Origin of the sequence: Micromonospora sp. DT231 (assembly GCF_049847025.1) — a bacterium.
In the GTDB taxonomy this organism is placed as follows: Bacteria; Actinomycetota; Actinomycetes; order Mycobacteriales; family Micromonosporaceae; genus Micromonospora.
Genome location: NZ_JBNCNO010000015.1, coordinates 120514 through 138685, shown reverse-complemented (window position 1 = coordinate 138685; position 18172 = coordinate 120514). Strand labels below are relative to the sequence as shown.

The window sequence follows — 18172 nt, the reverse complement described above, 5'->3', positions numbered from 1 at the left end:
GGCCCTCGGCTCAGCGGGCCGCCCAGTCGAAGCCCCCGAAGACCGCGATCACCAGCGGCGCGAGGCTGACCACCGCGAGCACCTCCGCCAGGTCGAGGAGCTGTCGCAGTCGGGCCGCGCCGACGTCGTCCAACCGGGGACGGCCGGCCCAGAGCACCGCGCCCACCACCACCAGGACACCGACCACTGCCAACCAGGCACGCACCGCCTCGTCGGCATCGGTGAGGCGGACGGCACCGAGCACCGCGACGGTGGCCGCCGTCACCGGTGGGACGAGCATGGGCAGCACCTGACCGAAGCGGGTGAAGACCCGCGACCGCAGCGCGAACACCAGGCCCAGCACCGCACCGAGCACCACGCCGACGCCGGCCGGCCCGGTCAACAGCACGACGGAGGCGGCGGTGGCGGCCAGCGCGACGCCGACCAGGGCACCGGACAGCACGCTCTGGCCTCGGCGGACCGCCGCCGCGACCAGGTGCCGGCCGACCCACTGGCTCTCCTCCTGCCGGCGCAGCAGATCGACGAGACGGGCCGAGCTGAGCGCGAGCTGCGGCGCCAGACCCACCGCGAAGACGACCACGACAGACCCCACGGCCGCCGCCTGCTGCGGGTCGAGCCCGGCGACGAGCAGTGTGGTGCCGAGCCCGCCGAGCACCGTCACCGCGAGCCCGCCGGCGGCCACGCCATACCAACGCTCGCCGGCCAGGACGAACAGGGCAGCGCCGAGACCCGCACCGAGGGCGCCGGCGGTGAACCAGGCCGGCTCGGGCCAACCGGCCGCTCGGGCCACCGCGAAGCCGGCGACCAGCCAGGCCGGCGCGGCAGCGGTGATCAGGAGCGTGCCTCCGGGCGCGCCCAGCAGGCGCCCGGCCAGCACCGTCAGGGCGGCCACCGCGAACAGCATGGCCGGAGCCGCGGCCACCGGCACCGGCATGGTGGTGAGCGCGTACGTGAGGATCAGCACCACGACACCGGCCAGTGCCGCGCTGCCCGTCATCCGTGCGGTGTCCCGCCATTCGCTGCCGTCACCGTCCAGGGTGGTCTGCACCTCGTCCACCACGTCGTCGACGAACGGCGGCAGGGGCGCCTGCTCGGGCGGGGTCAGGTAGAGCGTCTCGGCGTCGATGATGCCGGCCTCGTCCAGGGAGCGGCGTGGGTCCAACCCGCCGGCGGCCACGGTGGACAGTTTCCAACGCCCGGCGGCCTCGGGCGTGAGCGAGAGCAGCTCGCACACCTGCGGCACGAACTCCAGCACCGGCCGGGCCGCCGGCAGGCTGATATCGAGGCTTCGCCCGCCGGCCACCACTGTCACTCGGGTGAATCGGGTTGCCATGACCCTCCGTCCCCGCACGGTCGGCCCAGTGTGCCGACCGGTACTACTGTAGGCAGTCGGAGCACTACCGGTAACCCGGCCGAGGCACTGATCGGTTCGGCCCGGAGGGGGTCGCGATGACGCAGCGGGTGATTCACCGACCGGCCCGGGTCCCACCAACGGAGCCGGAGCCGACCGCGCTCGACGTGGTCTCACCACCGGCGGTGCCCGACGGCGGCGGTGGGTTCGCGGGCGTCATGCAGGTCTTCCTCCCGATCATGGGCGGGGCCGGCATGTTGCTCATGATGATGGCCAACCAAAACCCGATCATGATGATCGCCGGGCTCGGCATGCTCGTCGCCACGGTGTTCGGCGGGATCGCCGCGTACGTCACCCAGCGCACCGGCGCGGCCCGCCGTTTCGCCCGACAACGGCAGCGGTACCTGGAGTACATCGACCGGATCCGCGACCAGATCCGGGCGGACGCCGTCACCCAGCGGGCCGCGGCCCAGCATCGGCACCCCGCACCGGAGGTGCTGCCGGACCTGCTCCGGGACCCGCACCGGCGGTGGGAGCGACGGCTGGCCGACCCGGACTTCCTGGTGCTGCGGGTCGGGCACGGTCAGGATCGCCTCTGGCGCCGGGTCACCCTCCAGGCCGACGAGAACAACCCGATGGTCGATCTGGACCCGGTCACCCTGGCCGCCGCCCGGCTGGTCGTGGACCGGGACCGACTGCTCGACGGCATGCCGGTCGCGGTGCCGGTCACCGGTGTCGTCTCGGTGGTCGGCAGCCCGGCCGACACCCGCAACCTGGTGCGGGTGCTGGTGGCGCAGCTCGCCACCCTGCACGCTCCGGACGACGTGCGCCTCGCGTGGCTGCTCGGCGGCACCGCCGGCCCGGAGTTCGACTGGCTGAAGTGGCTCCCGCACTGCCTGCACCCGAGCGAGTACGACGGCCCGGCCCCGCAGCGGCTGGTGGCCGCGGAGCCGATGGCACTGGCGTCGCTGCTCACCGCGGAGCTGTCCCGGCGCGTCGGTGAGGTCGCCCGGGCCCGGCGACTGGGCGATCCGCAGCACCGGTTCCGGGGCAGCCGGTTGGTCGTCGTGGTCGACCAGATCTCCGCCGGGCGAGCCGACCCACTCGGTCACCTCGAAGCCGGTCTCGCCCCCGACGACCTGGGCATGGCGGTGGTGGTGCTCGTCGACGACCGGCAGCACGAGCCGTCCCACGTGGACGTCCGGGTGCTCTGCGAGGGTGACCAGGTCACCGTGCAGGATCTGCGCAAGGTCAAGGACACTCGGGCGCAGGTGATCCTGGCCGAGCGTGAGCGGTTGCGCGGCGCACCCGCCGGGACTGTCGACAAGCTCGACCTGGCGGAGATGGAGATGCTGGCCCGGCGGGTCTCGCCGCTGCGGCTGGTGGCCGACCTGGTGGAGGACGCGCCGCTGGAGTCGACAGTCGACCTGCGTGGGCTGCTCGGCATCGTGGACGAGGCGAGCTACGACGTGCGGTCGCTGTGGGCGCCCCGGATGCTCTCGGACTTCCTCACGGTGCCGTTCGGGGTGGGCACGGACGGCAACCCGGTGCACCTGGACATCAAGGAGGCCGCGTTGGGCGGCATGGGCCCGCACGGGCTCTGCGTCGGCGCGACCGGCTCCGGCAAGTCCGAGGTCCTGCGGACGCTGGTGCTCACCCTGGCGATGACCCACCCGCCCGAGCGGCTCAGCCTGGTGCTTGTCGACTACAAGGGCGGCGCGACCTTCGCCGGGTTGGAACATCTGCCGCACACCTCGGCGATGATCTCGAACCTGTCCGACGACTCCGGTCTGGTGGATCGGCTGCACGACGCGATCCAGGGGGAGATGAAGCGCCGCCAGCAGATCCTGCTCGACGCCGGGCAACTGGCCAACATCACCGAGTACAACAGGCGGCGGGACGCGGGCCGGCCGTTGCCGCCGCTGCCCAACCTGATGGTGATCATCGACGAGTTCAGCGAGCTGCTGACCGCCAAACCGGACTTCATCGAGCTGTTCATCGCGATCGGCCGGATCGGCCGGTCGATCGGCATCCACCAGATGCTCGCCTCGCAGCGGCTGGAGGAGGGCCGACTGCGCGGGTTGGAGTCGTTCCTGTCGTACCGGCTGGGGTTGCGCACCTTCAACGAGCAGGAGAGCCGCACCGTGCTGGGGGTGCCCGACGCGTACCGGCTGCCGCCGCTGCCCGGATCGGGCTACCTGAAGGTCGACACCACGGTCTTCGAGCGGTTCAAGGCGGCGTACGTGTCCGGCACGTACCGGCCGCCGGCCGGCGAGGAGGTGGTGGACGCCGCACCCGACCCGACGGTCTTCCTGATGTACAACGTGGCCCGGCACCTGCCGAAGCCGTTGACGACCGAGGAGTCGGCGGAGGCGGACGAGAGCGTCTCGGCGCCGAGCACCCTGGACGTCGTGGTCGACCGGTTGCGCGAGCACGGGCGGCAGGCGCACCGGATCTGGCTGCCGCCGCTGCCGGCCGCGCTGCCGCTGGACTCCGTCGTCGGCCCGCTGGAGACCGATCCGGCGTACGGCCTGGTGGCCCCGGTGGAGCGTCGCGGGCGGCTGCGGATTCCGCTCGGCCTGCTCGATCGGCCCACCGAGCAGAAACAGGAACCGTTCGTGCTGGACATCTCCGGCGCGGGTGGGCACGTCTGTGTGCTCGGCGCGCCGCAGACCGGTAAGTCGACGTTGCTGCGCAGCCTGGTGGCCGGCGCCGCGCTGACCCACACGCCGCAGGACATCGCGTTCTACTGCGTCGATGTCGGCGGTGGCGCGCTGAACGCGCTGGCCGGGCTGCCGCACGTCGGTGGGGTGGCCGGCCGGCTGGACCCGGACCGGATTCGGCGGACGGTGACCGAGGTCAGCATGTTGATGACCGAACGGGAGGAGCTTTTCGCCGCACACGGCATCGACTCGATCGACACGATGCGGCGGATGCACCGGGAGGGCCGGCTGCCCGAGTTGGCCGCCGCCGACGTCGTGCTGGTGATCGACAACTATCCGGTGCTGAAGACGGAGTTCGAGGATCTCGCCGATCTCGTCCAGGACATCGGCTCCCGGGGGCTCGGGTATGCCGTACACCTGGTGTTGACCGCCGGTCGGTGGTCGGACCTGCGGATGCAGCTCCAGGCGGTGATCGGCTCGAAGATCGAGTTCCGGTTGAACGACCCGCTGGACTCGACGATCAAGCGGCAGGCCGCCGAGAACCTGCGCGCCGACACCCCGGGCCGCTGCCTGACCCAGGACGCGCTGACCGCGCACATCGCGCTGCCCCGCATCGACGGCAGCGACGACGTGACCACCCTGCCGAAGGGGCTCGACGATCTGGTGTCCCGGGTGGCGACGGCCTGGACCGGCCCGTCGGCGCCGGCCATCCGGATGCTACCCACCATGATCGGGTACGGGGAGGTGGCCACCGGGCTGCCCGCCGACGGGCGGGTCCGGCTCGGGCTCGACGAGGCGGAGCTGCGACCCACGATGCTCGACCTGTTCGGCACCGACCCGCACCTGCTCGTCTTCGGCGACTCGGCGAGCGGCAAGACGTCGTTGCTCCGCCTGCTGGTCCGGGACCTGACCGCGCAGTTCACCGACGAGCAGTTGGTCTTCGCGGTCATCGACCTGCGGCGCACCATGTTGGACGCGGTGCCCGAGGCGTATCTCGGCGCGTACGCCGGCACCGCCAAGGCCGCCCAGGGCCTGGTGCAGAATCTCGCCACGGTATTCCACGATCGGCTGCCCCCGGACACCCTGACCGTCGACCAGCTCCGGAGTCGGTCCTGGTGGAAGGGGCCGGAGATCGTGGTGCTCTGCGACGACTACGACCTGCTGCCCACCGGCGGCGCCGGCCCGTTGGGCCCGTTCCTGGAGTTCCTGCCGCAGTCGAAGGACCTCGGCTTCCACCTGGTGCTGACTCGGCGCAGCGGCGGCGCGGGCCGGGCCGTCCACGAGCCGGTGCCGCAGCGGATGAAGGAGGTCGGCTGCGCCGGGCTGCTGCTCTCCGGCGAGCGGCAGGAGGGCCAACTCTGGCCGCAGGCCCACCTCTCCGTGCAACCCCCCGGCCGGGGGCGGCTGGTGCGTCGGGGCCGGCGCACCACCCTGGTGCAGTTGGCGTACGTCGAGTAGAACGCGGCTATCGGTCGTCCCGCCCGGGCCGGAACCCGCCGCCGTCGTCCCCGATCAGCAACAGGTCCGGTGCGTAGTCCGGGATCTCGTACGTGCGGTTGCGTTCGGCGATCTCGTCCGGGACCGTAGCCGGACACGTCGGCTGCGGCGTCTACCGGCCGCTCACCGGTCCCCACGGCCCGATCGGCGCCGATGCTGAGGAAGCGGGTCAAGCCCAGGCATCCCCGAACCGCGGGCAGGGCGACGGCGCACGTGGTAGGCGTAGGTCAGGGCGAGCACTATCGGACCCCAGAGCCCTATCGGGCTGATGCACACCATGGCCAGCGCCTGCCACCAGCCGTTCTCGTACGCCACGCCGTCGGACACACCGGCCCAGGTGAGCGCCATCCAGACCGAGACCGTGGTCAGGAGCAGCCCTCCGAGCACGGCAGGGACAACCGTCGCCATGGACGGCACACGTCTGCCGCCAATGACCGGGATCCAGGTCGGGACCACCTCGCCCCAGCCGCGCACCAGACCGATGCTGAGCAGCGCCAGCAACTCGGTGAGCACACTGAGTCCGATGACATACGGGACAGAGATCCACAACGGAGACACGGGTGCGTCGTCGAGCTGACCCATGTCGAAGGAAAAGGCAAACGGCAACCTCCACAGGCATGAGGGAAGCAGCAGCCAGGGGAGCGCGTAGGCGGTACGGAGCGCCCACCGTGGGACGGGTTGCTCGGTGTCGCTGCTGGCCGGGGCCGCATGCCAGAACGTGATCGCCATATCCAAATTCTTTACCGGCGACGACGGCAGATGATCCCCGGTGAGGACCAACCACCTCCCCCGCGCGAGCTAGGGTGCGGCGCCGGCCGAGCGGCAGGAGGGCCGAGCAGGACGCGGCGCGCGGCCGTCCCCGCCCGGGCCGGAACCCGGGGCGGGGAACGGGTCAGCGCAGGTGGAACCGTTCGTCGACCGCGAGGGTCGCCAACTGCCGTACGGAGAACGGCAACTCCTTCAACGACGGCCGGGTCTCGTCGAGGTTCGCGCCCTGCGCCACGTAGACCACCACGCCGTCCGGGTGCCGGTACGCCGACCACTGGTCGAGCCGGTCGTCGCTGCCCGGTCGGACCACCACGCCTACCTGCGCCGCTCCGACGGTCTCGACCTGGCATTCGCCCCGCATGCCCCAGAAGTCGCGGGCCAGGGCGCACGGCTCGGTCGGCAACCGGTTGCCGGCATCGTGGACCTCGACGATCACCCGCCCGGTACCGGTGCCTCGGGCCACGGCGACCGAGGTCAGGTAACTCCACCTGTCGACGCCGTTCACCTTCTCCTCGAACTGCGCCTGGTGGGTCCGCAACGTCCGCTGGTCGGCGTGCTGGTCGGCCGGATCCTCTGGTGCGGTGTAGCCGGCGGGCACGACGGCGACGACTTCGTTGAGCAGTCGGACCCCCCGGTCGTACTGGGATCCGGCCCGTGCCGTCCGGTCCTCCTGCGGTTGACCGTCCGGCCCGGTCGGCCACGGCTCCTTGGTGTCCGTCGACGCATCCGCGGAGAGGGGGAACCCTCCGCCCGCCGGTTGGTAGACCGGGTCTCCCGGACCGCCGACGGCCGCGAAGCCGGCGACCGCCAACACCACGGCCGCCGATCCGAGCGACGCGCACGTTGCTCGGCGGCGAAAACGTGCCCGTCGCGCCCTGCCGAGCGTGGCTGCCGTACTCAGTGGTGGTGGCGGGGTGGTGCTCGCCATCTCGCTGCGCAACGCGTCGCGCAACTCTTGTCCGTTCATCGCTCCCCCATCTCGGTCCCGCTGTAGGTGGGTGCCAGGAGGCCACGCAGGGTGTCGAGCCCGCGTGCCGCCTGGCTCTTCACCGTCCCTGGAGAGCACTCCAGCAGCGCGGCGACGTCCTCGATCGATTGGTCCTCCCAGTAGCGGAGGACCAGCACGGCCCGTTGGCGCGGTGCGACGCGGGCCAGGGCCTCGAGCAGCACCAGCCGACTCTCCGGCGAGTCCGGAACGGCCGCCTGCTCGGCGTCCTCGCTCCCCACCCGTTCACGCCGCCACCAGCCGCGACGCCGCTCGTCGAGGAAGGTCCGGACCAGGATCTGGCGGACGTAGCTGTCGAGCACCTCGTGCCGCGAGATCCGGTGCCAGACCCGGTAGAGCTTGACGAACGTGGTCTGCACCAGGTCTTCCGCACGGTGCCAGTCGCCGCACAGCAGGTACGCCGTGGCGCGCATGGCAGCGGACCGTGCCGCGAAGTACTCGGCGAACGCCTCGTCGCGATCGCTCATTCAGGCCTCCGATCCCCGTTTCGAGATAGACACGCGAGGTCTGCCCCGCGGGGTTGCTCCGCAACTCGTGTACGTCTCAAGGGATCAACGCCGAACGGCGTCCGGAGGCGACAAACCACTCATGCCGTCGGGGTGGCCGCGTCCACCGCGAGCAGCGTGCCCTTGCCAGCCACCAGCAGGACGCCCGGCATCAGCGGGCGTAGCCCGCCGATCTGCTGGTCGACGAGGCGGCGCTCGCGGGGACGGCCAGCGTCGTCGACGAGCAGCAGCATGCCGGGTCGCCCGGTGGCCAGCACGTGCCCGGCGGCGGCCGGGACGACCTGACCCACCACGTCCGGCCCGACGCTCACCCGCCCACGGAATTCACGGGGGGTCAGGTCCAGCGCGACGGCACCGCGGTGGCGCTCGCGCGCCCACACCAGCGCGCCGACGGTGCTGATCCCCGTGGCGGCCAGGTCGCGGTCGTGCCGGAAGAACTCGCCGGCTGTCCCCGCGCCCGGGTTGACCTGCCACAGCGTCCGCGCCCCGCAGCGCAGCAGGAACCGGTCCGGACCGGCGGCCACGAACGCCTGCCACTGTCCGTCGCCGCCCACGAGGGGTTCCGGCAGGCTCCAGCGGCAGACCTCGGTGCCGTCGCGCACGTCCAGCAGCCGCACCGACGAGCCGCCTGGTTCGCCGACGAGCACCCGCTCGCCGACCGCGGCCGGCAGCACGGTTGCCGCCCGGTGCCGTTCGGCCCAGAGCAGGGCGCCGGTCCACCTGTCGAACGCCCGCAGCGCCGTGTAGCCCCGCCAACCGCCCACCAGGACCCGATCGCCGGCCACCACGATATGAGCCGTGAAGCGGGGCAGGTCGACACTCCAGTGGACCTCGCCGCTGCGCACGTCGAGGCAGCGCAGCTCGTTGCGGTCCTGGCTGATCACCCAGCACTGCGGCCCATCGGCGACGACCGCGCGGGGCCAGGTGCCGACCGGTACGTCCCACCGGGCCACACCGTCGGCCGGGTCGAGACAGACCAGACGGGTCGAGCGCTCGTGCACGAACACCCCGTCGGGTGTGCTCGCCGTCGCGGTCGGGGCAGGCCGCTGGAGCAGCGGGCGACGCCAGAGGACGTCGAAGATCACCGAGCCTATCCCGCTTCGGCTGCGGGCAGCGCTGTCGGCGCAGGGAAGTCGCGGCGCTTCAACTTCGCCCGCCGGCCGTCGGGGTGGTGCCAGACGATCCCCTCGTACCGCGGGTGCGCCAACAGCCAGTCACGCAGACCGTCCAGGTCCCGTGGCACGTCGAACCGCTCGGCATCGGCGTGGGGCACGAGCTCGTGGCCCCGTACACCCTCGGGGTTGCCGTTGATCTTCGGGCCGATCAGTTCGTAGGTGCCCGGAGATCGCCGTTCCGGCGCGGCGGCCAGGGCCTCGGCGTGGTACTTGGCGTACGGCGACTGCTCGACCGGCTCCCAGCCCATGGTCTTGCCCGTCGCGTCGTCGGTCATCACCGGGCGGTAGCCCGGCGGTTGCGTCCGGCCCGCCCGCACCTCGCGCCGGGCCCACCACACGCCGTCCTCGTCGAGCAGCAGGCAGGTGCCGTCGTACTTTCGCGTCGACATCCCCTCTCCGTCGAGGACCCACTGGCAGGCGGGGTTGACCTCGGAAAGGACGTGCTTGCGGTCGTCGGGGTTCCGTAGAAAAAGGGTGGGAATCTTCTTCACCCGAGCATCGTCCCATCGGCCCGAAACGATTTATCGCAGGAACCGGGGTCCTGGACGCGAGACGGACCGGCCGCGCACGGATGAACCGTGGCCAGCGGGGTATGCGGCGGCCCTGTCTGGTGGAGGAGACGACCGGCCTCGCGGCGTGCCGCGAGGCCGACGCCCGGGCGGGCGGCGCTCGCCGGCCGCCTGGGCGTTTCCCGATCCTCAGTTCGAGGAGATCCAGTTCCAGGCCGAGACGATCCACTCGGTCTGCTGCAGCCACGCCACGCCGAGGCCGACGAGGAACACCGCCGTCGCCAGGTGGGCGCCTCGGGCGCTGCGCCGCACCCGGCCGAGCTGCCGCTCCCACACCACCCGGCCGACCAACCGGGACAGCGCGAACAGGCCGACCGCCACCAGCATGCTGAGCACCAGCACCAGCACCGGGCCACTCAGGTCACCCTGGCCGGAGAGCGCCCAGATCCCCCAGCACACGAACGCGAAGAGCCCGGCCGCCGCGCTCCACTCGCCGCCGCGCCGCAACTGCGCCATCCGCCAGCTCAGCGGCCGACGCGGGGCCTGCTCGCCGGGCCAGCCGGTGCCGGTCGGCTCCTGCTCTACCACCGGGAACGGCTCGGTCCGCGGGCTGCGCCGCTGACCCACCGGAGCCACGCCCCGCCGGAATCCGTCGCGCTGCGGCGGCACCCCGACGCCGGCCTGCGGTGGCACCTCCACGGTCCGCTCCGCCCACGGCTGCGTCTGGTCTGCCATCTCGTCCTCCCCCTGACCGACGGCACCACCACCGCCTGAATCCGAGGGTAACCAGCCGGCAAACAGGTCGCCGACCCCGCCCGAGACGCGGACCGGCACGACGGTGCCGAATCGCCCGCCGGGCAGGGTACGGTCGGCTGATGGCTGACCCCGACCGACGACGGCGACGGCTGCGCCACCACCCCGATGCCGAGACGGCCGCTCGGAGCACCGACACCCCGACGGCCAGCACCACAGGCGTGCACGACGGTGACGACCCGCCCCCGCGCCGCCGGAACTCCGGCGGCGACGAGCGCGACGGCGAGCGGGGGCTGCGCGGGTTGGTCGGTTCCGGATCGTCCCAGGTGGGGCTCAGCGCCGCGCTACGGGCCCGGGACGCGGCCCGACCCACCGACGACGACCTCGCCGAGGCGGAGGCCCGGGTGGTTGTCGTCCGACGCAACTGGGTGCCCCGCGAGGAGTTGCCCCGCTCGCCGCGCTGACCCACCGGTCAGGGCAGCTCGGGCAGCTCCCGGGTCTTCTCGTACTCGGCCACCTGGTCGATCCGTCGGGCATGCCGCTCGTTGCCGGAGAACGGCGTGTTGAGGAACGCCTCGACGATGCCCGTGGCGTCGTCGAGCGTGTGCTGGCGGGCACCGATCGCGACCACGTTCGCGTTGTTGTGCTGGCGGGCCAGTTGGGCGGTCTCCACGCTCCAGGCCAGCGCGGCACGGACACCGGCGACCTTGTTCGCGGCGATCTGCTCACCGTTGCCGGACCCGCCGATGACCACACCGAGACCCGTCTCGTCGGCCACCACCTGATCGCCGGTGTGCAGGCAGAACGTCGGATAGTCGTCGTCCGGGTCGTAGCTGTGCGGACCGACGTCGACCACGTCGTACCCCTGTTTGGCCAGGTGGTTGGCCAGGTGCACCTTCAACTCGAAACCGGCGTGATCGGATCCCAGGTAGACGCGCATACCGCGCAGTCTCTCAGGCCGCGCTCTCCGACGCCGCGCGGGCGGCGTCGGAGAGCCGGGTACGTCACACGGTCGGGTGCGGGACCGCTCAGCGCGGCAGCTCGGCGACGACCAGACCGCCGCGCGCCTTCGGGGTGAACCAGGTGCTCTTGCGGGGCATCTTCTCCCGGGCCAGGTTCACCGCGACGAAGTCCGCCACGGTCACCGGCGCGATCAGGATCGCCAGCTCGGCCCGGCCGGCGTCGACCTCACCGGTGAGCCAGCTCGCCGGGTAGTCACCGCCGACGTAGGTGATCCGCTTGTCGCCCGGGTCCAGACCGAGCGCGTCGCGCAGCAGCAGCCGCTCGACGAGAGCGTGGTCCAGGTTCTCCAGGTCGCCGGCGGCCGTGGCGGGCAGGCGCACCGCGTACCCCTGGTCGCCGACACGGAGGTGCACGGTGCCGCCGGCCGCCGGGACCTCGACCGGGCCGTCGATCGGCGCGACCTCGGCGCCCGCCGCGCGCAGCCGGTCGAGCAGCTCCGCAGGCGTGGTGGTCAGCTCGCTGACCAGCCGGTTGTAGGGCTGGATGGCCACCGACGCGGGCGTGGTGACCACGGCCAGGAAGCGCGGCAGCCCGCCGGTCTGCGCGGCGAGGCTGCGGTGGTTACCGTCGGCGACGACCAGCTCCCCACCGCCGGCGAGAGCGGTGAGCGTGGCCTGCTCCGGGCCGGGGCCGAGCAGCCAGATGGCATGGGTGCGGCCCGCCTGGTCGGTGTCCGTCGCGGCGGGCGCGCCGGCCGTCTCGGTCGCCGCCGCGAGCGCGGCGTGCAGCTCGTCGCCGCGCCCGGTCTGCAGCAGGAGTACGGGTGAGAGCAGGTGACCGAGCGCCTCGGCCAGGGCCACCCGCTCGCGCACCTTGGCGATGAAGACGTCCTCGTTGCGGATGACCAGGCCCGGCTCGTCGGCCCGGGTGGAGATCTGGTCGGTGTCGACCATCGCGAACAGCCCGTACGCCGACTCCTCGCCGGGCGCGCTGATCCGGTAGAGGACCACCACCTCCTCGGCGGGCGTGTAACTGCCGTCGGCCTTCGCCTCGGCGAGGCGGGCCACCGCGGCCGGCAGCGCGTCGAGGAACGACGTGCCCAGGCTCTGCGGGGCGCGATGCGGCATCTCGATGCCGAGAGCACTGTGCGGGTTCGCCTCGATGATCGCGGTGATCTCCGCGTCGTCGGCGAACTCGTCGTAGTTTTGCGCGCCGGTGCCACCAGTGGTGACCCACGCCCGGGAGATCGGATGCACGACCGTCATGCCCACTGACGGTACCGGCGGCGGTGTCGCCGCCGACGGGGACCCGCGTGGGGTCCACCAGATGAAAGTGCCGAGCCGGTCAGCTGGCCCGGTCGGAGGCGCCCCGGCGGTGCCTGCCCGCCGCCGGTCCGGCGTTGCCGCGCCGACCGGTCGCGGCCGGCCCGGTGTTCACGGCCCGGCGGGGTGACGCGGGCGGCCCCGGCACCGGACGCTCGGGCGGCGGGGACGGGACGGGACGCGGGCTCAGCGGCGGCGTCGGCACCGGACGCGGCGCGGCGGGCGCCGGCGGAGGCGGCGCGGGTTCGGCCGGCGCGGCAGCCGACGGCAGAACCGGAGCCGACGCCACGGCGGCGGCCACCGCCGCGAGCGGCGGCAGGGATTCGAGAGCCGGTGCCACCGGCGGCAGGGATTCGAGAGCCGGTGCCACCGGCGACGCGGGGCCGGCAAGCGGCGCCGCGGGCACGACCGGGGTCAGCCGGGAGGTCACCGGAACCCGGGCCACGCCGACCACGATGGGCGGGGCGAGCAGATCCACCACGTGGGCGGGAAGGTCGGGGCGGACCGCCGGCCAGCGGGAGTCGTCGACCGACCAGTAGGCCGCGCCGGGAGTCTCGATCACCCCCGGACGGGTCAGTTGATCGTCACCGGACGCACGGTGCTTGGCCATCGGGAAAGCCTCCACGAACTGCGGGGTGCGGCCCTGCGGGTCGCTGCGGCGGACATGCAGGCCAACGACGCGGCAGTCCCCCGGTGACGGGGCAGGCACCGCCGACCCACGACACGCCGAGCGAACGCGCGTGGTGCCGTGCCGTCGGGAGGGTCGCCCTGCCGACGCCGGACGTCGACAGGGCAACCCTCCGCGTCTCAGTCGAAGATCGGGCCCTGCTCACGGGTGCGCTTGAGCTCGTAGAAGCCCGGGGTGCCGGCGACCAGCAGCACGCCGTCCCAGAGTCGACCGGCGGCCTCCCCCTTCGGGGCCGGGGTGATCACCGGACCGAAGAACGCGACCGGGCTGCCGTCCGGGCCGGGCGCGTGGACGACCGGAGTGCCGACGTCCTGCCCGACCGGACGCATGCCGGCCTCGTGGCTGGCCCGCAGCGCCTCGTCGTACTCGGTGCTCTCGGCGGCCGCCGCCAGCGCCGGGTCCAGGCCGGCGTCGGTCAACGCGGCGACGTAGAGCTCGTGGTTCCGCGCCTCCTTGCCGAGGTGGATCCGGGTCCCGAGCGCGGTGTAGAGCGGACGCAGGGCGTCGTTGCCGTACCGCTGCTCGGCGGCGATGCAGACCCGCACCGGCCCCCAGGCGGTCTTCAGGAACTCCTTGTAGTCCTCGGGCAGCTCGTCCCGGCCGTCGTTGAGCACGGCCAGGCTCATCACGTGGAAGCGGATGTCCACATCTCGGATCTGCTCGACCTCCAGCAGCCAACGGGAGGTGATCCACGCCCACGGGCAGGCCGGGTCGAACCACATGTCGGCGGTGACACGTTCGGTCACGGTGAGATCCCTTCGCGACGGGTGGCGCCGACAGGTCGGCGCCTCAGGAGAATCTTCACCCCGCGGCGCATCGCCCGGCACCCGGATGAGAGCGTGACCTCGGCCACCGCGGGCTGCCCGTACATGGAAGACTCGGATCGGGCCAGCCGTCACGAGCGGTAGGCGAACGGACGCCGCCGGGCGTACGGCGAGATGTGGGATGGAGACAACAGTGCCGGGAGTGCGCAACCTGACGCAGGTCGAGGCGACCGAGCGGGCCCGCCTGCTCAACGTGACGGGGTATGACATCAGTCTGGACCTGTCCAGCGCCGTGCTGGCGGCCGACGGCCGCACGTTCCGGTCGACGACCGAGGTCCGGTTCCGCTGCTCCGAACCGGGCGCGAGCACCTTCATCGAGTTGGCCGCCGAGTCGGTGCGGTCCGCGACGCTCAACGGCACTCCCGTCGACCTCTCCGACTGGTCCGCCGAGAAGGGCCTGACCCTGTCCGGGCTGGACAGCGACAACGTCCTGGTGGTCGACGCCGACTTCGGTTACTCCAACAGCGGTCAGGGTCTGCACCGGACGGTCGACCCGGTGGACGGCGAGACCTACCTCTACAGCCAGTTCGAGACGGCCGACGCGCAGCGGGTGTTCGCCTGCTTCGACCAGCCCGACCTGAAGAGCGTCTACACCTGGCACGCCACCGTTCCGGCGCACTGGCGGGCGGTGTCCAACATGCCCGTGCAGCGGGAGGAGCCCGCGGGTGAGGGGCTCAAGACGCTGCACTTCACCGAGTCGCCCCGGATGAGCACCTACATCACGGCGATGTGCGCCGGGCCGTACCACGAGGTGCGCGACAGCCACGACGGCATCGACCTGGGGGCGTTCTGCCGGGCCTCGATGGCCCAGTACCTGGACTCCGACGACCTGTTCCTGATCACCAAGCAGGGCTTCGACTTCTTCCACGAGAAGTTCGGCGTGCGTTACCCGCTGCCGAAGTACGACCAGCTCTGGGTGCCCGACTTCAACGCCGGCGCGATGGAGAATTTCGGCTGCGTGACGCACGCCGAGTCGCACTACCTGTTCCGCTCGCAGGTCACCGACTTCGAGTACGAGCAGCGGGCCAACACGATCCTGCACGAGCTGGCCCACATGTGGTTCGGCGACCTGGTCACCATGCGCTGGTGGAACGACCTGTGGCTGAACGAGTCGTTCGCCGAGTGGGCCAGTCACTGGTGCAACACGAACGCCACCCGGTTCACCGAGGCGTGGACGACGTTCCTGTCCATCCGGAAGAACTGGGGCTACCGGCAGGACCAGCTCTCCTCCACCCACCCGGTCTACACCGAGATGCCGGACATGGAGGCCGTCGAGGTCAACTTCGACGGCATCACCTACGCCAAGGGCGCAAGTGTGCTCAAGCAGCTCGTCGCGTACGTGGGCGAGGAGCCGTTCGTGGCCGGGCTGCGGGCCTACTTCGGCAAGCACGCCTGGGGCAACGCCACCTTCGACGACCTGCTCAGCGAGCTGGAGGTCGCGTCCGGCCGGGAACTGCGCAAGTTCGCCGCGCAGTGGTTGGAGACCGCGCAGGTCAACACGCTGCGCCCGGAGGTGACGATCGGCGTGGACGGCACCTACGAGCAGGTGGCGGTCCGGCAGGAAGCGCCGACCGCGTACCCGACGCTGCGGACGCACCGCATCGGCGTGGGCCTGTACGACCTGACCGACGGACGGCTGGTGCGCCGCGAACGGCACGAGGTGGACGTGACCGGCGAGCGGACCGACCTCGCCGAGCTGCGCGGTGTCCGGGCCGCCGACGTGCTGCTGCTCAACGACGACGACCTGAGCTACACCAAGCTGCGCCTCGACGACCGGTCGATGGCCACGGTGGTGCAGCACATCGGTGGCTTCGAGTCGTCGCTGGCGCGGGCGCTCTGCTGGACTGCGGCATGGGACATGATCCGTGACGCCGAGCTGTCGGCCCGCGACTACGTGGCGCTGGCGCTGACCGGGCTGCCCGCGGAGACCGACATCAACCTGGTCACCGCGACCCTGCGGCAGGCGACCACCGCGATCACCCTCTACGCCGACCCGGCCTGGGCGCCGACCGGTTGGGCCGAGCTGGCGCGTACCGCCCGGGACGCGCTCGCCGCCGCGGAGCCCGGCAGCGGGTTCCAGCTCGCCTGGGCTCGTGCGTTCACCTCGGCGGCCCGCTCCGACGAGGATCTGGCCACGCTGCGCGGGTGGCTGGACGGGGTCGGTACGCTGGCCGGGCTGACCGTGGACACCGAGCTGCGCTGGTCGGTCCTCTCCGCACTGGTGGCCAACGGCGCCGCCGGTGCCGCCGAGATCGAGGCGGAGCTGGCCGGTGACCGCACCGCCAGCGGCGAACGGGAGGCGGCGTACGCGCACGCGCTGGTGCCGACGGCGGAGAACAAGGAGTCGGTCTGGGCGCTGCTGACCGGTCCGGACTCCCTGCCCAACTGGCGCCACCGGGCGCTCCTGCAGGGCCTCGCCCACCCGGCGCAGGTGGACCTGATCGCGCCCTACCGGGAGCGGTACTTCGCGGCCGTCGGCCAGGTGTGGGCCACCCGGGACAGCGAGCCCGCGCAGGAGTTCGCGCAGCTGGCGTACCCGATCTACCTGGTGGAGGACGACACGGTGGCGGCCACCGACGCGTGGCTGGCCGGCGACGGGCATCCCGGCCCGCTGCGCCGGCTGGTCGCCGAGGGCCGCGACGGTGTGGTGCGGGCGCTCAAGGCCCGCACGAAGGACGCCCAGCAGAGCTGACCAACAGGGGAGTACGCGGCCCGGTGCCGGCGTGGACGCGAGTCGACGCCGGTACCGGGCCGTTATGGTTGCGAAAGGAGGTGGACGTGATGGCACAGCCGACCTACCAGTGGCAGCCCCCGGACCGGGGCTGGCGCGAGCAGGATTTGTTCGACCTGCCTGCCGACGGTAACCGCTACGAGATCATCGACGGGAGCCTGCACGTGACTCCTCCGGCCGGGCCCGAGCACCATGAGCTGGCGGACGAGATTCGGATGGCGATTCGCCAGTCGGCTCCCGCCGGTTGGCGGGTGATTCGGGAGATCGGGGTGCAGGTTCCCGGCGGTAATCTCATCCCCGATCTGACGGTGTTGCTACCAAGCGCACCGCGCGGGCGCATGTGGGCCGAACCCAAGAACATCGCGCTCGTCCTGGAAGTCGAGTCGACGGGGAGCCGGCGCCACGATCGCTTCACCAAACCCGCCCTCTACGCCGAGGCGGGCATCCCGCACTACTGGCGCGTGGAGCGAGGCGACTTCGGCCCGATCATCTACCGCTATCGGCTCGGCGAGGGCGACCATTACGAGCTGCTGGGCACTATCGGTCCGGACGACGCGGTGACCGTGGACGAGCCGTGGACGATGAGGTTGGACCCGAGCGCCTGGCCCCGGTGAGACACGAAAGCCCGGCCCGCTGAACGCGGACCGGGCTTCGTCGTAGCTGGGAGGACTCAGCCCTTGCCGGCGTGGCTGGCGAGCTGGTCGAGGCCGTTGATGATGCCGCCGGCCAGGTCCCCGCCGCTGAACGCGCCCGCCATGGAGAGCGCGGCCAGTTTGGCGTACGTGTCGGGGACGCGCTTGCGCGCGTAGCGGCCGGTGATGATCTCCAACTGGCGCTGGTTTGGCGACACCGCGATCAGCACCGACCGGTCGGGGTCGGCGAGCTGGCGGTGCAGCCGCTGGGCGTGCTCCCGGATCGGCTCGTCGAGGCCGCCGACGAAGACCGAGAAGACCAGGCCGGTGCCCCGGTCGGCCAGGCGCAGCGCCTCGTCGATGCGCAGCAGCTGGCGGGTCGAGAACGGCCCGTCCAGCACCTCGGGCGGATTTTCCGACCCGGTCTGCTTCTCACCAACGGTCACTTGCGCCTCCGGTTCCACCGGCCGGCGCGTCGACGCTGGCCTGCTCAAGCTTGTGGCTGGTCAGCGCGGGCGCCTGCGCCCCCGCCGTCAGCGCGGTGCCGGCCGAGTCGGCCAGCTGCTCCGGACGGCCCAGGAACCAGACCGGAGTGAAGTCGAAGGGCCGGCCCGGCCGGTAGCGCTTGGCGCCACCGCCACCGCCGGTGGCACCCCCACGGCTGCCGGCGTACGACAGGCCGGCGATGACCAGCACCGCGGCCAACGGGATGCCGACGAAGACCAGCAACGTCTCGGTAACAGACAATCCCAACGCCCCCAGGCGGAAGAAGGACGACCTCGAA

General features: G+C 72.1%; 17 protein-coding genes. 4 read left to right on the top strand and 13 right to left on the bottom strand.

All coding sequences use genetic code 11. From position 1 onward, the window contains the following. Positions 1-10 precede the first annotated feature (10 nt). Entirely contained in the window at positions 11-1333 is a 1323-nt protein-coding gene (eccD, locus tag ACPXBU_RS29820) for a type VII secretion integral membrane protein EccD (protein ID WP_425760732.1), read from the bottom strand. Positions 1334-1449: 116 nt separating this feature from the next. Between eccD and eccCa the strand changes: the two genes are divergently transcribed. After that, positions 1450-5472: a type VII secretion protein EccCa gene (gene eccCa / locus ACPXBU_RS29815; RefSeq protein WP_425760731.1), complete on the top strand. Its 4023-nt coding sequence runs from the start codon at positions 1450-1452 to the stop codon at positions 5470-5472. A 162-nt stretch (positions 5473-5634) separates the two neighbouring features. Here the strand turns inward: eccCa and ACPXBU_RS29810 are convergent, their stop codons facing one another. From ACPXBU_RS29810 to ACPXBU_RS29785, 6 genes are all read right to left on the bottom strand, one after another. Beyond that, the gene (locus tag ACPXBU_RS29810; RefSeq protein ID WP_425760730.1) at positions 5635-6240 is read right to left on the bottom strand and encodes a hypothetical protein; all 606 of its coding nucleotides are present in this window, start codon (positions 6238-6240) and stop codon (positions 5635-5637) included. A 163-nt stretch (positions 6241-6403) separates the two neighbouring features. Further along, complete coding sequence (locus ACPXBU_RS29805; protein ID WP_425760729.1) at positions 6404-7246, bottom strand: hypothetical protein; 843 nt, start codon at positions 7244-7246, stop codon at positions 6404-6406. Then, on the bottom strand, positions 7243-7752 hold the full coding sequence (locus ACPXBU_RS29800; protein ID WP_393373683.1) for a SigE family RNA polymerase sigma factor: 510 nt from the start codon (positions 7750-7752) through the stop codon (positions 7243-7245). Before ACPXBU_RS29800 ends, ACPXBU_RS29805 begins: the two co-directional genes overlap by 4 nt. 119 nt (positions 7753-7871) lie before the next feature. Further along, positions 7872-8876, bottom strand: coding sequence for a PQQ-binding-like beta-propeller repeat protein (locus ACPXBU_RS29795; RefSeq protein WP_425760728.1), 1005 nt, complete (start codon positions 8874-8876; stop codon positions 7872-7874). A gap of 5 nt (positions 8877-8881) precedes the next feature. Then, positions 8882-9457 (bottom strand): DUF5565 family protein, encoded by a 576-nt coding sequence (locus tag ACPXBU_RS29790; RefSeq protein WP_425760727.1) that lies wholly within the window; start codon positions 9455-9457, stop codon positions 8882-8884. A gap of 207 nt (positions 9458-9664) precedes the next feature. Next, the gene (locus ACPXBU_RS29785) at positions 9665-10210 is read right to left on the bottom strand and encodes a hypothetical protein (RefSeq protein WP_393373690.1); all 546 of its coding nucleotides are present in this window, start codon (positions 10208-10210) and stop codon (positions 9665-9667) included. A gap of 140 nt (positions 10211-10350) precedes the next feature. Here ACPXBU_RS29785 and ACPXBU_RS29780 point away from each other — a divergent pair, with 140 nt between their 5' ends. After that, complete coding sequence (locus tag ACPXBU_RS29780; protein WP_425760726.1) at positions 10351-10692, top strand: hypothetical protein; 342 nt, start codon at positions 10351-10353, stop codon at positions 10690-10692. Positions 10693-10700: 8 nt separating this feature from the next. Here the strand turns inward: ACPXBU_RS29780 and ACPXBU_RS29775 are convergent, their stop codons facing one another. The 4 genes from ACPXBU_RS29775 to ACPXBU_RS29760 all read right to left on the bottom strand — a co-directional run bounded on the left by ACPXBU_RS29775 (position 10701) and on the right by ACPXBU_RS29760 (position 13947). Further along, entirely contained in the window at positions 10701-11168 is a 468-nt protein-coding gene (locus tag ACPXBU_RS29775; RefSeq protein WP_425760725.1) for a ribose-5-phosphate isomerase, read from the bottom strand. A gap of 88 nt (positions 11169-11256) precedes the next feature. Next, on the bottom strand, positions 11257-12456 hold the full coding sequence (locus ACPXBU_RS29770; protein ID WP_425760724.1) for a DUF1015 family protein: 1200 nt from the start codon (positions 12454-12456) through the stop codon (positions 11257-11259). A 79-nt stretch (positions 12457-12535) separates the two neighbouring features. Next, complete coding sequence (locus ACPXBU_RS29765) at positions 12536-13123, bottom strand: hypothetical protein (protein ID WP_425760723.1); 588 nt, start codon at positions 13121-13123, stop codon at positions 12536-12538. 197 nt (positions 13124-13320) lie between these two features. After that, the gene (locus ACPXBU_RS29760) at positions 13321-13947 is read right to left on the bottom strand and encodes a DsbA family protein (RefSeq protein WP_393373700.1); all 627 of its coding nucleotides are present in this window, start codon (positions 13945-13947) and stop codon (positions 13321-13323) included. A gap of 220 nt (positions 13948-14167) precedes the next feature. Here ACPXBU_RS29760 and pepN point away from each other — a divergent pair, with 220 nt between their 5' ends. Further along, positions 14168-16717 carry an aminopeptidase N gene (gene pepN / locus ACPXBU_RS29755; protein ID WP_425760722.1) on the top strand — a complete coding sequence of 850 codons (2550 nt, stop codon included), beginning with the start codon at positions 14168-14170 and terminating at the stop codon, positions 16715-16717. A gap of 89 nt (positions 16718-16806) precedes the next feature. Next, positions 16807-17370, top strand: a complete 564-nt coding sequence (locus ACPXBU_RS29750; protein ID WP_425760720.1) for a Uma2 family endonuclease — start codon at positions 16807-16809, stop codon at positions 17368-17370. 56 nt (positions 17371-17426) lie between these two features. Here the strand turns inward: ACPXBU_RS29750 and ACPXBU_RS29745 are convergent, their stop codons facing one another. Beyond that, positions 17427-17834, bottom strand: coding sequence for a DUF5130 family protein (locus tag ACPXBU_RS29745; protein WP_393373708.1), 408 nt, complete (start codon positions 17832-17834; stop codon positions 17427-17429). Further along, positions 17821-18117 carry an aa3-type cytochrome oxidase subunit CtaJ gene (locus ACPXBU_RS29740; RefSeq protein ID WP_355032334.1) on the bottom strand — a complete coding sequence of 99 codons (297 nt, stop codon included), beginning with the start codon at positions 18115-18117 and terminating at the stop codon, positions 17821-17823. Before ACPXBU_RS29740 ends, ACPXBU_RS29745 begins: the two co-directional genes overlap by 14 nt. Between the last annotated feature and the right edge of the window lie 55 nt (positions 18118-18172).